The organism is Streptomyces sp. UG1, assembly GCF_049974585.1.
In the GTDB taxonomy this organism is placed as follows: Bacteria; Actinomycetota; Actinomycetes; order Streptomycetales; family Streptomycetaceae; genus Streptomyces.
On the sequence record NZ_JBNGGG010000043.1, the window covers coordinates 37,816 to 52,471 of the forward strand.

14 protein-coding genes and 1 pseudogene are annotated in these 14,656 nt (G+C 70.3%); 9 read left to right on the top strand and 6 right to left on the bottom strand.

Annotated features, from left to right (window positions below):
• Window positions 1-39: 39 nt before the first annotated feature.
• Window positions 40-459, top strand: a complete 420-nt coding sequence (locus ACP4J3_RS38530; RefSeq protein WP_426540987.1) for a spore-associated protein A — start codon at window positions 40-42, stop codon at window positions 457-459.
• A 53-nt stretch (window positions 460-512) separates the two neighbouring features.
• Here ACP4J3_RS38530 and ACP4J3_RS38535 read toward each other — a convergent pair whose 3' ends face one another.
• Complete coding sequence (locus ACP4J3_RS38535) at window positions 513-1,550, bottom strand: glycosyltransferase family 2 protein (RefSeq protein ID WP_426540988.1); 1,038 nt, start codon at window positions 1,548-1,550, stop codon at window positions 513-515.
• Window positions 1,551-1,692: 142 nt separating this feature from the next.
• On the opposite strand from ACP4J3_RS38535, the gene ACP4J3_RS38540 reads away from it, so the two are divergent.
• Window positions 1,693-3,150, top strand: coding sequence for an LCP family protein (locus ACP4J3_RS38540; protein ID WP_426540989.1), 1,458 nt, complete (start codon window positions 1,693-1,695; stop codon window positions 3,148-3,150).
• Window positions 3,151-3,467: 317 nt separating this feature from the next.
• Here ACP4J3_RS38540 and ACP4J3_RS38545 read toward each other — a convergent pair.
• Window positions 3,468-3,878, bottom strand: a pseudogene (locus tag ACP4J3_RS38545) (GNAT family N-acetyltransferase); the annotation flags it as partial.
• A 201-nt stretch (window positions 3,879-4,079) separates the two neighbouring features.
• Here ACP4J3_RS38545 and ACP4J3_RS38550 point away from each other — a divergent pair.
• Complete coding sequence (locus ACP4J3_RS38550) at window positions 4,080-4,439, top strand: four-helix bundle copper-binding protein (RefSeq protein WP_426540990.1); 360 nt, start codon at window positions 4,080-4,082, stop codon at window positions 4,437-4,439.
• Window positions 4,440-4,655: 216 nt separating this feature from the next.
• Window positions 4,656-6,062 carry an APC family permease gene (locus ACP4J3_RS38555; RefSeq protein WP_426540991.1) on the top strand — a complete coding sequence of 469 codons (1,407 nt, stop codon included), beginning with the start codon at window positions 4,656-4,658 and terminating at the stop codon, window positions 6,060-6,062.
• A 72-nt stretch (window positions 6,063-6,134) separates the two neighbouring features.
• Here ACP4J3_RS38555 and ACP4J3_RS38560 read toward each other — a convergent pair whose 3' ends face one another.
• The gene (locus tag ACP4J3_RS38560; protein ID WP_426540992.1) at window positions 6,135-7,424 is read right to left on the bottom strand and encodes an LCP family protein; all 1,290 of its coding nucleotides are present in this window, start codon (window positions 7,422-7,424) and stop codon (window positions 6,135-6,137) included.
• A 119-nt stretch (window positions 7,425-7,543) separates the two neighbouring features.
• Here ACP4J3_RS38560 and ACP4J3_RS38565 point away from each other — a divergent pair, with 119 nt between their 5' ends.
• Window positions 7,544-8,101 (top strand): acyl-CoA thioesterase, encoded by a 558-nt coding sequence (locus tag ACP4J3_RS38565; RefSeq protein ID WP_426540993.1) that lies wholly within the window; start codon window positions 7,544-7,546, stop codon window positions 8,099-8,101.
• 120 nt (window positions 8,102-8,221) lie between these two features.
• Window positions 8,222-9,115 carry a DUF4344 domain-containing metallopeptidase gene (locus tag ACP4J3_RS38570; protein ID WP_426540994.1) on the top strand — a complete coding sequence of 298 codons (894 nt, stop codon included), beginning with the start codon at window positions 8,222-8,224 and terminating at the stop codon, window positions 9,113-9,115.
• Between the two features lie 14 nt (window positions 9,116-9,129).
• Here the strand turns inward: ACP4J3_RS38570 and ACP4J3_RS38575 are convergent, their stop codons facing one another.
• Window positions 9,130-10,287 (bottom strand): acyl-CoA dehydrogenase family protein, encoded by a 1,158-nt coding sequence (locus ACP4J3_RS38575; protein WP_426540995.1) that lies wholly within the window; start codon window positions 10,285-10,287, stop codon window positions 9,130-9,132.
• Between the two features lie 190 nt (window positions 10,288-10,477).
• Between ACP4J3_RS38575 and ACP4J3_RS38580 the strand changes: the two genes are divergently transcribed.
• The gene (locus ACP4J3_RS38580; RefSeq protein ID WP_426540996.1) at window positions 10,478-11,821 is read left to right on the top strand and encodes a UDP-glucose dehydrogenase family protein; all 1,344 of its coding nucleotides are present in this window, start codon (window positions 10,478-10,480) and stop codon (window positions 11,819-11,821) included.
• Window positions 11,822-12,011: 190 nt separating this feature from the next.
• On the opposite strand, the gene ACP4J3_RS38585 is transcribed toward ACP4J3_RS38580, so the two are convergent.
• Window positions 12,012-12,512, bottom strand: a complete 501-nt coding sequence (locus ACP4J3_RS38585; protein ID WP_426540997.1) for a CGNR zinc finger domain-containing protein — start codon at window positions 12,510-12,512, stop codon at window positions 12,012-12,014.
• A 147-nt stretch (window positions 12,513-12,659) separates the two neighbouring features.
• Between ACP4J3_RS38585 and ACP4J3_RS38590 the strand changes: the two genes are divergently transcribed.
• Together ACP4J3_RS38590 and ACP4J3_RS38595 are read left to right on the top strand one after the other, a co-directional pair.
• Window positions 12,660-13,019, top strand: coding sequence for a VOC family protein (locus tag ACP4J3_RS38590; RefSeq protein WP_426540998.1), 360 nt, complete (start codon window positions 12,660-12,662; stop codon window positions 13,017-13,019).
• A gap of 28 nt (window positions 13,020-13,047) precedes the next feature.
• Window positions 13,048-13,461: a VOC family protein gene (locus tag ACP4J3_RS38595; protein ID WP_426540999.1), complete on the top strand. Its 414-nt coding sequence runs from the start codon at window positions 13,048-13,050 to the stop codon at window positions 13,459-13,461.
• On the opposite strand, the gene ACP4J3_RS38600 is transcribed toward ACP4J3_RS38595, so the two are convergent.
• Window positions 13,462-14,652, bottom strand: a complete 1,191-nt coding sequence (locus ACP4J3_RS38600) for a dipeptidase (RefSeq protein WP_426541000.1) — start codon at window positions 14,650-14,652, stop codon at window positions 13,462-13,464.
• Window positions 14,653-14,656 lie beyond the last annotated feature (4 nt).

Sequence of the window (14,656 nt, forward strand, 5' to 3'; positions counted from 1 at the left end):
CCCTCGGACCCGCAACCCGAACCTGATGGAGACTCAACCATGCTTAATTTCAAGCGACTCGGCTCGGTCGGAGCCGTCCTCGGCCTGACCGTCGCCGGAACCGTCGCGGCCACAGGCACCGCCTCGGCCGCCTCGTACAACGGCGCCTGCGGCTCCGGCTACAGCGTGATCGGCTCCAAGGACGTCGGCGAAGGCAACACCTTCATCACCTACAGCCGCGCCACCGGCAAGAACTGCGTCGTCACCGTCAGTGACACCCCGGGCACGCCGATGGTCCTGGACGCCCGGCTGCGGATCCACAGAACCGACACCGTGTGGAAGGACAGCGAGACGGACTACGGCACCTTCAAGTATTACGCGGGCCCCGTTTACGTGAAGGCCGTGGACACCTGCGTCGACTACGGCGGTGCCGCAGCCTCGAACTACGTCCGGGTCAGTTACAACGTCCACTGCGGCTGACGCCCCAGTGCGCGCGGGCCCCTCTCATACGCCGAGAGGGGCCCGCCCCGTGTTCAGCGCGAGGAGCCCGCGCTGAGCACCGCCGGGCGACGGGACGCGATGACCTTTCGGGCCAGGGCTCGAGGGCTGGTCAGGAAGCCGTAGCCCCAGGACATGTGCATGGTGGCCAGGGCGACCGGGATCTGGAGCCTGGCCTTGAGCGGCAGCCCCTTGCCGGCGGGGACGGACCCGGCGACGATCGCCGCGAGGTAGCCGCCCGGGACCACCAGGGCCCACGGGGTGACCAGGGCGCCGAGTACCAGGCCGGCCGCGATCGCGCACACCGCCGTCGGCGGGGCGAGATAGCGCAGGTTGATGGAGCCGGAGTGGTAGCGGGCCACGACGTGCCGCCAGCGGCCGTAGTCCTTGTACTGCTTGGCGAGGGCCTTCACCGACGGCCTCGGGCGGTACGACACCTTCAGCTCGGGCGAGAACCAGATGAGCCCGCCCGCCTCGCGGATGCGGAAGTTGAGCTCCCAGTCCTGGGCGCGGATGAACTCCTCGTTGTACCCGCCCTGTTGTTCGAGGGCCGCGCGCCGGAAGACACCGAGGTAGACGGTCTCGGCCGCCTGGGCCTCGCCGCCCGTGTGGAAGGCGGCGTTGCCGACCCCGATCTTCGAGGTCATGGCCGCGGCGACGGCGTGCTCCCAGTCGTTCTCGCCCTCGGCGCGCATGATGCCGCCGACGTTCTGCGCGCCGGTCTCCTGAAGGAGCCGTACGGCGGTGGCGATGTAGTTCGGCGAGAGCATGCCGTGGCCGTCGACGCGGACGACGATCGGGTGCCGGGAGGCCTTGATCGCGGCGTTGAGGGCGGCGGGTGTGCGGCCGGTCGGGTTCGGGACGGTGTGCACACGAGGGTCTTCGGCGACGAGCTCGGCCGCGATCTCGTCCGTGCGGTCCGTGGAGGGACCGAGGGCGATCACGACCTCCATCTCGCCGGCGTACTCCTGCGCGAGGATCGCTTGGACGGCTCCGCGCAGATGCCGCTCCTCGTCGAGGACGGGCATGATGACGGACACGGCGGGGAGCTGCACGTCGGGATTGGCGTTCATAGAGGCCTCACGTTACCGCGAACGGGGGACACCGGTGCGCCCCGCCGGGGCCGGTGCTCCGGGCAGCCGATCGTATGGCCGTACGGTGCTACTCGGATCCCCCGTCACCCCCCAGGGCAAGCCCCAGCGGAGGTATCGCCTCATGCCCACGACGCCCCGCCGCTCCCCCGCCCCCGCGCAGCGACGCCCGCAGTTGTCCCGCGGCGGGGAGCGGCCGGTCGCGCCCGTGCGGCGGCGCAGGCGGCCGCGCTGGGCCATGCGGGCGGTGACGACGCTGTCCGTCGTGGTGCTCGCCTCGGCCGGGATCGGGCACGCGGTGGTCACCAGCCTGGACGCGAAGATCGAGCGCGTGGACCCGTTCAAGGACATGAAGAACCGGCCGCAGGCCGGGCACGGGATGAACGTCCTGCTCGTCGGAACGGACGGCCGCGACCGCATCACCGAGGAGGAGCGGCGCAAGTACCGGCTGGGCGGGGCGCCCTGTCACTGCACGGACACGATCATGATCGTGCACATCTCGGCGGACCGGGAGCGGGCCAGCGTGGTGAGCCTGCCGCGCGACTCGTACGCCGAGGTGCCGGAGGGCGAGGGCCGTGCGGCACACCCCATCAAGATCAACGCGGCGTACGCCGAGGGCGGTCCGAACCTCACCGTGCGCACCGTCGAGCACATGACCCACGTCAAGATCGACCACTATCTGGAGATCGACTTCACCAGCTTCATGAAGACGGTGGACGTCCTCGGCGGTGTGCAGATCTGCACCGCCGAGCCGCTGAAGGACTCCTACACCGGCCTCGACCTGCCGGCCGGCAGCCACCGGCTGATGGGCGGCGAGGCGCTGCAGTTCGTGCGCGCGCGGCATCTCGACAGCGACGCCGACCTGGGGCGGGTGCAGCGTCAGCAGCGGTTCATGGCGGCACTGGTCGAGCGGGCCACGTCGTCCGGGATCCTGCTGAACCCGATGCGGTTCCGGGACGTGACACGGGCGGTGCTGGGGTCGGTGCGGGCCGACAAGGGGTTCGGCACGGGCGAGTTGCTCGACCTCGGGCGGGCGATGCGGAACTTCTCACCGTCCTCCTCGGAGTTCACGACCGTGCCGATCGGGGACCTCGAATACGACGTGAAGGGCATCGGCTCCACCGTGAAGTGGGACACCGCACAGGCCGAGCGGCTCTTCAGGGCCCTGCGCGAGGACAAGCCGCTCGCCACGCACCGCCCGAAGCCCAGGGCCGTCCCCGTGGAGGTCGACCCGCGGCAGATCCAGGTCCAGGTGGAGAACGGCACGAAGGAGAACGGCCTCGGCGAGCGCGTCGACACCGCGCTGGCGAAGACCGGTTTCCGCACCACGGGAAGCCCCGTGTTCGCGACGGACCGCGACCTGAAGCGCACGGTCGTCGCCCACGACCCCGGCTGGGACCGCTCCGCGAAGTCCCTCGCCGCCGCGCTGCCCGGAAGCGAACTGCGGGCGGTGAAGGGGCTCGGACCGACGCTGAAGGTGATCGTGGGGGCCGACTTCGAGCAGGTGCGGAAGGTGCGGGCCGAGGACCCGGCGGACGGGCACGCCAGGGTGGTGCGCGGGGACGAGACAGGCTGCTCGTAGTCGGGGGGTACTGTGAGAGTCCCGCACGGCACCCACGGCGCCCGGCCCGCACCGCGCCGAGGCACGAACCGGCTGTGACAACAGCCGCTGCCGCGGCGGGCGCAGGCACCGCACGGGATTCGCACAACGCCCCCTAGTCCTCGTGCGCCCGCACCGCCGCCGCGTCCCCCTGGATGAGCGCGTGCAGATGCTGGTCGTGCCACCCGTCCGCATGCAGCAGCGCCTCGCGCATGGTGCCCTCGAAGGCGTACCACCGAGTGGCACAGCCGCAGCCGGTGCAGGCCGAGTTCGTCCAGCGCCCAGCGGCTGAGGCGCCCGACCGCCTCGACGACCACGCCGGCGCCGCGTGCCTCGGGCAGCACCCAGTAGACGATCTCGGCGCTGCCGCCGGCGAGATCGACGTCGTTGCAGCCGATGAGCCCGACGGCCTCGCTGCCGTCCCGCCCGGCGATGGCCCAGACGGCGCCCTGTTCGGCCCGCCAGCGCTCGTGCATCCGCTCGATCCTGCGGCGCGCGTCCTGCTCCGACGCCACCGCCAGCAGGTTCCACTGCCGGATCGCCGGGTCCTGGCCGGCGGCCACCAGGGCGCCGGCGTCGGCCGGGAGCCAGGGGCGCAGCTCCCGGCCGCGGGAGAGAGGCAGTACGGGCTGGTCGCTCAGGGCCATCCGGCCCGCGGGGACGACGGCCGGTATGGGCGCGCCGTGGGTGTCCGGCGTGTGGTGGATCATCGCCGCATCGTGCCACGGACGCCCCGGCGCCACAGCCGACTTGTACGCCCCGTCGCGGCCGCGCTGCGCATTCGACGCCGTAACCCCGATGGCGCCCTCCCCGGAATGTGTGTGTCCGACCGATGGCGCGCGGCGGCGGGTGGGCGTAGGACGGAAGGGCACGGGGCCCGCCCCCGGGCTCCCGCACCACCAGGAGGAGCCATGACCCAGCCCGGAACCACGACGATGAGCAAGGAGATGCAGGACTGCGTCGAGGCGTGCATGAACTGCCACAGCGTGTGCGAGGAGACCATGAGCTCCTGCATGCAGATGGGCGGCCAGGCCCAGATGCAGATCATGCGCACGCTCATGGACTGCGCCGAGACGACCCGTATGTGCGCGGACATGATGATGCGCCGCTCGCCCATGTCGACGGAGATGTGCGCGATGTGCGCCAAGGCCTGTGAGATGTGCGCCGAGGCGTGTATGTCCATGCCGGACGACCCCCAGATGATGCGCTGCGCCGAGGCGTGTCGGCGCTGCGCCGAGTCCTGTCGCTCGATGGCGGGCGCCACGATGTGACGACCTCGCCGGATCTCGTGCCGGATCTCGTTCAAGGGCACCCACCCGGGTGCCCTTGAACGTGCGCTGTTGCAGGCCTACCACCAGCCCTTTCATCGATCCGTATATATATGCGCGGCCTCTTATACATTTCGCCGCTGGCGTTCATGTCCTGACATCCGCTCCACTGCTGTCTCTCCCCGACGAACGAAACCGCTTGAGAGGCAGGCGCGGCGCATGACGGACAACAACGGCGGGTTCCTCAGAGTCCTCGGCAGAGGTGACGTACTGGCACTGGCCTTCGGGGCCATGATCGGCTTCGGCTGGATCGTCCTCACCTCCGACTTCATCAGCGACGCCGGACCGGTGGGCGCGGCCATCGCCATCGCCGTCGGCGGGCTGGTCGTCACCCTCGTCGGACTGACGTACGCGGAGCTGGTCTCGGCGATGCCGCACGCCGGCGGCGAGCACCACTACGCGCTGCGGGCACTGGGCGGGCGCGGGGCGTTCCTGGCGTCCTGGGCGATGGTCCTCGGCTATGTCTCGGTCGCGGCCTTCGAGGCCGTCGCGCTGCCGCACAGCATGGTCAACCTCTTCCCGGACATGCTCGCCGGCCACCTGTGGACGATCGCCGACTACGACGTCTACGCCAGCTGGGTCGCCGTCGGTGTCGTCGCCGCGATCGCCATCACCGTCGTCAACTACATCGGCATCCGCCCCGCCGCCGTCTTCCAGACCATCGCCGTGCTCTTCCTGCTGGCCGCCGGTGCCGCGCTGCTCGTCGGCGCCCTCAAGGGCGGTTCCGCCGACAACATGGAGCCGATGATCAACGGCGGTATGGACGGCATCTTCACCGTGCTGGTCGCCGTCCCCTTCCTCTTCGTCGGCTTCGACGTCATCCCGCAGTCCGCCGGTGAGATCAAGCTGCCGTACCGCCAGGTGGGCAGGCTGCTGGTGATCTCCGTGCTGTGCGCGACCGTCTGGTACGTCATGATCATGCTGACCGTGGGCTCCGGTCTCAACGCCGCCGGTCTCGCGGACGCCAACCTCGCCGCCGCCGACGCCATGACGGCCCTGTGGGGCAGCGAGGCCATGGGCAACATCCTGATCATCGGCGGTATCGCGGGCATCCTGACCAGCTGGAACGCCTTCCTCATCGGCGGCAGCCGACTGCTGTACGCCATGGCCGAGTCCCGCATGATCCCGGCCTGGTTCGGCAAGCTCCACCCGAAGTACCGCACGCCGGGCAACGCCGTGCTGTTCATCGGCGCGCTGACGGTGCTCGCCCCGTTCTTCGGCCGGGCGATGCTGGTGTGGCTCGTCGACGCGGGCGGCATCAACATCGTCGTCGCCTACGTCGTCGTCGTGCTGTCCTTCCTGGTGCTGCGCCGCCGCGAGCCCGCCATGCCGCGTCCCTTCCGCACCCCGGCCGGCCCGGCCGTCGGCATCGCCGCGCTCGTCCTCAGCCTCGGCCTGGGCGTCCTCTACCTCCCCGGCATGCCCGCGGCCCTCATCTGGCCCTCGGAGTGGGTGATCGTGGGGGCCTGGTGGCTGGCCGGGGCGGTGTTCCTGTGGCGGCTGCCGAAGATCGCGCCCGGTGAGGACGCGGAGCGGCGTCTGATCGAAGCGGTCGGGGCACGCTGACCGCCTGCCTGACGAAATGCCGCGTGGGCTGCTGCACCGGCAGCAGCCCACGCGGCATGGGTGCGTCGGCCGTCAGTTGCCCGAGACCGTCACCTTCTCGTCGTTCTTCAGCTGCTCCACCAGCTGCTTCACCTTCGCGGTGTCCCACTGGAGGTTGCCGTTCGCGGAGTTGCCCGAGAGCGGCATGTTCATCGACGTGCCTTCGCCGCCGCTGACGCCCTTCATCGCCCAGAACATGGACGCCAGGTCCCACAGGCTCATGTCCTTGTCGACGATCAGGGAGTCGAGCCCCGCGCCCATGGTCGGGTACAGCTTGAACGGGTTGAGGACCGTGCCCGGCGTCGCCACCTGGTTGGCCAGGGCGGAGAGGAACTTCTGCTGGTTCTTCGTACGGTCCAGGTCGGAGCCGGCCAGCGCGTACCGGGTGCGGACGAAGGCGAGCGCCTCCTCGCCGTTCAGGGTCTGCTTGCCCTCCTTGAGGTCGGCCCCGGACTTGGAGTCCTTGATACCGCCCTTCGGGATGTCCATCTCGACGCCGCCGACCGCGTCCACGATGTTGGCGAAGCCGGCGAAGCCGATCTCGACGTAGTGGTCGATGTGCAGACCGGTGTTGGCCTCGACGGTGCGGACCAGCAGTTCGGGACCGTCCTCCGCGTACGCCGCGTTCAGCTTCACCTGACGGCCGGTGCCCTCGTAGAACTTCCCGGAGTCCGAGCCCTTGAACGACGGGATCGTGACGTTCGAGTCGCGCGGCAGCGAGATCAGCGTCGGGCCGTTGCTGCCGGTGTGCAGGATCATCATCGAGTCCGTGCGCTTGCCCTCGGCGGACCCGGTGCGCAGCTTCTTCTTCTCCTCGTCGGACAGCCCCTCACGGCTGTCGGAGCCGACGATCAGGTAGTTCGTGCCCTCGCCCGCCTCCGGCCGCTCGATGACCTTGGACAGGTCGACCTCGCGGTTGAGCTTGGAGTCGGCCCAGAAGTAGGTGGCGACGGTCGTCACGAGCAGCACCGTCACGAGGGTGATCGTGGCCACCTTGATCCGGCGCCGCCAGTTCGGCGCGGGGCGCTCGCGCATCCCCGGACCGCCGGAGCCGCCCGAGCCACCGCCGTAGACCTGGCCGGTGTTGTAGCCGCTGTCGTACCCGTCGTCGTAGGACGCGCCGTCGCCGTAGCCGCCGTGGCCCTGGCCGTTCACATACGACTGCTGCCGGGGCACTCCGCCGTAACCCTGGCCGGGCGGCGCCGCCGGGCCGCGGCGGACCTGGCGCATCACGCGCGCGCTCTCGGGCTGTGCGCTCGCGCTGCCGCGTCCGTAACGGTTGCCGCGGTCGTCGTCGGACCATCCCTGGGGCCAGTCATTCATGCGCCTTAGTGTGCAGGGCCCGGCCAGGTGTCTTACAAGGTTCGGCGGAAAATAGAGGCACGGCTGTTGCGAACCCAACACAAAGTCCGCGAATGTCAGCTCGGCATAAGGTGGAGGTCATGACAGACCAGGTCACCGACGCGGAGTCGGGCACTCCGGGTATCCCGGGCAAGCCGACGTCGGCATCCCGCACCACTCTCAGCCACATCATGACCCACGGCGACACCAACCTGCTGGGCACGGTGCACGGCGGCGTGATCATGAAACTCGTCGACGACGCGGCCGGCGCCGTGGCCGGACGCCACTCCGGCGGCCCCGCCGTCACCGCGTCCATGGACGAGATGGCCTTTCTGGAGCCGGTCCGCGTCGGCGACCTCGTACATGTGAAGGCCCAGGTCAACTGGACCGGCCGGACCTCGATGGAGGTCGGCGTGCGAGTCCTGGCCGAGCGCTGGAACGAATCGGCACCGCCCACTCAGGTCGGCTCGGCGTACCTGGTGTTCGCGGCGGTCGACGCGGACGGCAAGCCGCGCCGGGTGCCGCCGGTGATACCGGAGACCGAGCGCGACCGGCGCCGCTACCAGGAGGCCCAGATCAGGCGGACGCATCGGCTGGCCCGGCGGCGCGCGATCAAGGAGCTGCGGGAGAAGCGGGCGGCGGAGGGCTACGAGGACTGAGCCCTCGGCCTGCGCGGCCGGCCACCCGTTCGGCCCACGCCGTTTGCCCGGCACCGGGCCCGTGGCCAGGGTGGACGGGGGGCGTTCCGCATCCGGCCACACCGTGAGAGGTGATCCCTCGTGACAGCAGCGCGGAGTTCGTACGTCCGGACGGGCGCCGCTCTCGTCGGGGCCGCCCTCACCGCCGTCACGGGCTGCTCGACCGGCTCCGACCAAGCGACGGCGAGGACCAGGGACGCGGTGCGGCCGGTCAGGGCCACCGCTTCCCCACCCGGCTCCGGCTCCCTCGTGGTGTCGCACGAGAAGCCGAAGAAGGCCGCGGACCGGCAGGTCGAGGAATTCCTCCGGCGCACCAAGGCCCTTGAGGGCGTGGCGAGTTACGCCGACGGCATCGTCAGGCTCCCGTACGACGTGCCGCTGCGCGCGAAGAGCTGCGGCGAGGCCAACGCCTTCTGGAATCCCGAGACGAAGGACATCACGTACTGCTACGAGTTCGTCGACGCCCTCAGGCCGATCTACGAGAAGCAGGAGACCGCGGGCGGCACCGGGCAACGGGCCGCCGCCGTGGAGCAGGACCTCGTCGGCCTGACCAACGGCGTCCTGCTGCACGAACTCGGCCACGGCCTCATCGCCATGTACGACCTGCCCGCCACCGGCGAGGAGGAGGACGCCGTCGACCAGCTCTCCGCACTGCTGCTCGCCGAGGGCGATGACGAACACAAGCAGTACGCGATCGACACGATCAGGGCGTGGGGCGGCCTCGCGCAGGCGGACGCGGCCGGGGGCATCTCCGACGACGCGTACGCCGACGAGCACTCCCTCGACATCCAGCGGTTCTACAACTGGTCCTGCTGGCTGTACGGTTCGGACCCCGCCGCGTACAAGTGGATCGTGCAGAGCGACGGCAACCCGGACGGCTATCTCCCCGAGGAGCGGGCCGAGAGGTGCCCCGACGAATTCGCGAAGATCGCGCACGCCTGGGGCACACTGCTCGAGCCCTACCTCAAGAGCTGAGGGACCAGGGACAGTTACGGCAGGTTCCGCGCCATGACGATGCGCTGGACCTGGTTCGTGCCCTCGTAGATCTGCGTGATCTTGGCGTCGCGCATCATGCGCTCGACCGGGTAGTCACGGGTGTAGCCGTAGCCGCCGAGAAGCTGGACGGCGTCCGTGGTGGCCTCCATCGCCACGTCCGAGGCGAAGCACTTGGCGGCGGCGCCCTGGTAGGTGAGGTCGGCGTCGCCGCGCTCGGAGGCGGCGGCGGCCTGGTAGGTCAGGGCGCGCGCAGCGGAGATCTTCATGGCCATGTCGGCGAGCATGAACTGGATGCCCTGGAAGTCGGCGATCGGCTTGCCGAACTGCTTGCGCTCCTGGACATAGCCCTTGGCGTAGTCCAGCGCGCCTTGCGCGATGCCGAGGGCCTGGGCCGCGATCGTGATGCGGGTGTGGTCCAGGGTCTTCATCGCGGTGGCGAAGCCGGTGCCCTCCTCGCCGATCATGCGGTCCGCCGGGATGCGGACGTTGTCCAGGTAGACCTCGCGGGTCGGGGAGCCCTTGATGCCGAGCTTCTTCTCGGGGGCGCCGAAGGAGACGCCCTCGTCCGACTTCTCGACGACGAAGGCCGATATGCCCTTCGAGCGCTTGGCGGGGTCGGTGACCGCCATCACCGTGTAGTAGTCGGAGACTCCCGCGTTGGTGATCCAGCGCTTCACGCCGTTCAGGACGTAGTGGTCGCCGTCGCGGACCGCCTTCGTCTTCATGCCGGCCGCGTCGGAGCCGGCGTCGGGCTCGGACAGGCAGTACGAGAACATGCCGTCGCCCTTGGCGAGCGGGGTCATGTACCTCTTCTTCAGCTCCTCGGAGCCGGAGAGGATCACCGGCAGCGAGCCCAGCTTGTTCACGGCCGGTATGAGGGAGGAGGACGCGCAGACGCGGGCCACCTCCTCGATCACGATCACCGTGGCGAGGGCGTCGGCACCCGCGCCGCCGTACTCCTCGGGTACGTGGACGGCGTGCAGGTCGCCCGCGACCAGGGCGTCCAGCGCCTCCTGCGGGAAGCGGGCCTCCTCGTCCACCGCGGCGGCGTACGGCGCGATCTTCGCCTCGGCCAGGGAGCGGATGGCGTCACGGAGCATGTCGTGCTCCTCGGACGGGCGGTACAGGTCGAAGTCAGCCGATCCGGCCAAGGTCTCTCACGCTCCAAGGACGCTGAGTGGCAAGTGTGATGCTGGCGCTAATTACCGTTAAGTAACTCAAATTTTAGAGGTCGGCCCACGGGAGTGATACGTGAGCTTGGCGACAGCGGGGAAGTTGCCCGTCAGACCCTCCGACTATGCTCGGGCCCGCATGCCCCCGTACCCCTTTCTGGAGTCCCCCATGGCCCTCAAGATCACCGTGATCGGTACCGGCTATCTCGGCGCCACCCACGCCGCGGCCATGGCCGAGCTCGGGTTCGAGGTGCTGGGGCTCGATGTCGTGCCCGAGAAGATCGAGATGCTCGGCCGGGGCCAGGTCCCGATGTTCGAGCCGGGGCTCGAGGAGCTGCTGCGCAAGCACGTGGCCGGCATCGAGGGCTCCACCGGGCGGCTGCGCTTCACGATGGACTTCGCGGAGGTCGCCGAGTTCGGCGACGTGCACTTCGTCTGCGTGAACACCCCGCAGAAGCACGGTGAGTACGCGTGCGACATGTCCTACGTCGACTCGGCCGTCGAGTCGCTCGCCAAGCACCTGCGCGGGCCCAACCTGGTCGTCGGCAAGTCGACGGTGCCGGTGGGCAGCGCGGACCGGCTCGCCGCCCGCATCCTGGAGCTGGCCCCGGGCGGCGGCGAGGTGGAGCTGGCCTGGAACCCGGAGTTCCTGCGCGAGGGCTACGCCGTGCAGGACACCCTGCACCCGGACCGGATCGTGGTCGGTGTGCGCAGCGAGCGGGCCGAGGAGCTGCTGCGCGAGGTGTACGCGACGCCGATCGCCGACGGCTCGCCGTTCGTCGTCACCGACTTCCCCACCGCCGAGCTGGTGAAGACCTCGGCGAACTCCTTCCTCGCCACCAAGATCTCGTTCATCAACGCGATGGCGGAGGTGTGCGAGGCCGCGGGCGGCGATGTCGCCAAGCTGGCCGAGGCCATCGGGTACGACGACCGGATCGGGAAGAAGTTCCTGCGGGCCGGGATCGGCTTCGGCGGCGGGTGTCTGCCCAAGGACATCCGTGCCTTCATGGCCCGGGCCGGTGAGCTGGGCGCGGACCAGGCGCTGACGTTTCTGCGCGAGATCGACTCGATCAACATGCGCCAGCGCGGGCAGATGGTGGAGCTGACGCGGCAGGCGCTGGGCGGCGGGCCGTTCCTGGGCAAGCGGGTCGCGGTGCTCGGCGCCACCTTCAAGCCCGACTCCGATGACGTACGGGACTCGCCCGCGCTGAACGTCGCCGGGCAGATCCACCTCCAGGGCGGCCAGGTCACGGTCTACGACCCCAAGGGCATGACCAACGCCCGCCGCCTCTTCCCGACCCTCGGCTACGCCGACAGCGCGCTGGAGGCGGTGCGCGGCGCCGATGTCGTGCTGCATCTGACGGAGTGGCGGGAGTTCCGCGAGCTGGACCCCAAGGCGCTCGGCGAGGCCGCCGCGGCCCGCGTCATCCTGGACGGCCGCAACGCCCTCGACCCCGAACTGTGGCGCGAGGCCGGCTGGAGCTACCGGGCGATGGGCCGGCCGACGGCCTAGGCGTGTTGTTCGGAGAGGTCGGTGACGCGGCTGGCCGGGGTGTGACCGCCGACACCGGATCAGGTCGCCGCCCGCGGCACGGGTGACGCCGTTTCGGCCGAGGCTCAGTCGGCCGAAACGGCGTCCTTCGCATTCTGCCGCACACCGCCGCGGCGTGCCGCATGAATCTTCAACAACCTTTCGAAATGGCTCACTTCGCTCGGTAGCGCCGCATCTTCGCGCGCGCCCCGCACACCTGCATCGAGCACCAGCGCCCCCGCCCCGCCGGGCTGCGGTCGTAGTACGCCCAGTGGCAGTCGGCCGCCTCGCAGGCTTTCAGCCGGGTCCAGGTGCCCTCGACCAGCGCCTGGGCGATGGCCGCGGCCACGCGGGACAGCAGCGGGCCCTCCTCGGCCGGGGCGAGCACGGCCGAACCGTCGGCGGCGTCGACCGCGACCACCAGCGGGCTCGCCGCCAGCAGATCACCGAGCGAGGTCACCGCGCGGTGCGGCGGATGCCCGGCGTGGGCGAGGAGCGCCACCCGCAGCGACTCCCGCAGCTCCCGCGCCCCGGGCAGGTCCTCCTCGGCCAGCCCGAAGCGCGCCCTGCCCTGCGCCGTGTCCAGCGAGTCCGCCCCCGACTCCAGGTCCACCGTGTTGACCAGGGACTCGACCAGCTCCAGGCCCCCGGGCGCGGGCGTTCTCTCACTCATGGCTGCACGCTATCCCTCGCTTCTCGAACGCTTCTCCAATTCCCTTGCGACGTTACCCCCAATGCATGAGTATGGGGTAACAGCGTTACCCGTTGATGCGCTTCATGGGTAACAAGAGCGCGTAAGCAGGACTCCGAGGAGGAAGTCATGGCCATCGCCGAACTGGGTGCCGTCGTCCTGGACTGTCCCGAACCCCGCGCCCTCGCCGACTTCTACGCCCGCATGCTCGGCGGCAGCGTCGAGGGCGAGGGGGACTGGGTGGACCTGAAGGTGCCCGGCGGGCCGGCTCTGGCCTTCCAGGCCGCCCCCGGGTTCGTACCGCCGCAGTGGCCCGCGCCCGATCAGTCGCAGCAGTTCCATCTCGACCTGACCGTCGAGGACCTGGACGCCGCCGAGGAAGGGGTACTGGCCCTGGGCGCGAAGCCGCTGGACGCCGGGGACCACTCGCGCACCTTCCGGGTTTACGCCGATCCCGCAGGGCACCCATTCTGCCTGTGCGCCTGCTGACATCCCCGCGACCCCTCGAGAGGATCCCATGGCACCCGTGGCACGCCTGCGCAACGTAGTCCTCGACTGCCCCGACCCGCGGGCCCTGGCCCGCTTCTACGCCGACGTCGGCGGCGGCAGGCCCAAGGACGACGACCCCGACTGGGTCGTACTCCAGATCCCGGCCGGGCCGCGGCTCGCCTTCCAGTCGGCGCCCGGCTACAGCCCGCCGCAGTGGCCGCGGGCCGACCACGACTCCCAGCAGTTCCACCTCGACTTCGACGCCGGGTCCACCTGGGAGGAGGTCGAGGCGGCCCAGGAGAAGGTGCTGGAGCTGGGCGCGCGACTGCTGCACAAGGAGGACAAGGAGGACTTCCGGGTGTACGCCGACCCGGCCGGGCACCCGTTCTGCCTCTGCCGGATCGAGCCCGGCGACCGGGCGCCCGTGGTCGAGCGCCCCTGATCAGCCGTCCAGGTCCTCGATGGTCGCGTTGGACGGGCCCCGCGTCGCCCGCAGGTCGCGGGCCACGTCCTCGGCCGCGCCCAGCACCCGTACCGCGTTCTGCCAGGTCAGCTTGGTCAGGTCGGGCCTGGACCAGCCGCGCTCCAGCAGTTCGGCGATGAGGTTGGGGTAGCCGGAGACGTCATTCAGGCCCTCGGGGGTGAAGGCGGTGCCGTCGTAGTCGCCGCCGATGCCGAGGTGGTCGACGCCGACGACCTCGCGCATGTGGTCCAGGTGGTCGGCGACCGTGGACACCGTGGCGATCGGGCGCGGGTTGGCCTCCTCGAAGGCGCGGTGCACCTTCATCGCCTCGGCGGTGGTGTCGAGGTGGTGGAAGCCGTGGGCGCGCATGTTCTCGTCGGCCGCGGCCGTCCAGTCGACGGCCGCCTGGAGCACGAACTTCGGCACGAAGGTCACCATCGCGACGCCGCCGTTGCCGGGGAGGCGCTCCAGGACGTCGTCCGGGATGTTGCGCGGGTGCTCGCACACCGCGCGGGAGGAGGAGTGGGAGAAGATCACCGGGGCGGTCGAGGTGTCCAGCGCGTCACGCATCGTCGAGGGCGCCACATGCGAGAGGTCGACCAGCATGCCCTCGCGGTTCATCTCCCGCACGACCTCGCGACCGAAGGCGGACAGACCGCCGGTCTTCGGTACGTCCGTCGCCGAGTCGGCCCACGCGATGTTGTCGTTGTGGGTGAGGGTCATGTAGCGGACGCCGAGCGCGTACAGGGCGCGCAGGGTGGCGAGGGAGTTCGCGATGGAGTGGCCGCCCTCCGCGCCCATCAGCGACGCGATACGGCCCTCGGCGCGGGCGGCCTCCATGTCCGCCGCCGTCAGCGCCGGGCGCAGGTCGCGCGGATGGCGCACCAGCAGTTGCCGTACGCAGTCGATCTGCTCGAGGGTGGCGCTGACCGCCTTGTCACCGGCGTAGTCGGAGCGGACGTACACCGACCAGAACTGCGCGCCGACACCGCCCTCGCGCAGGCGGGGGATGTCGGTGTGCAGATGGGCGCCCTGGTGGCCGGCGAGGTCGCGGGCGTCGAGGTCGTAGCGGACCTGTTCGCGCAGGGCCCACGGGAGGTCGTTGTGGCCGTCGACGACCGGGAACTCGCGCAGGAGTTCCCGGGCTGCCTCCAACGAAGCGGAGGACATCGGC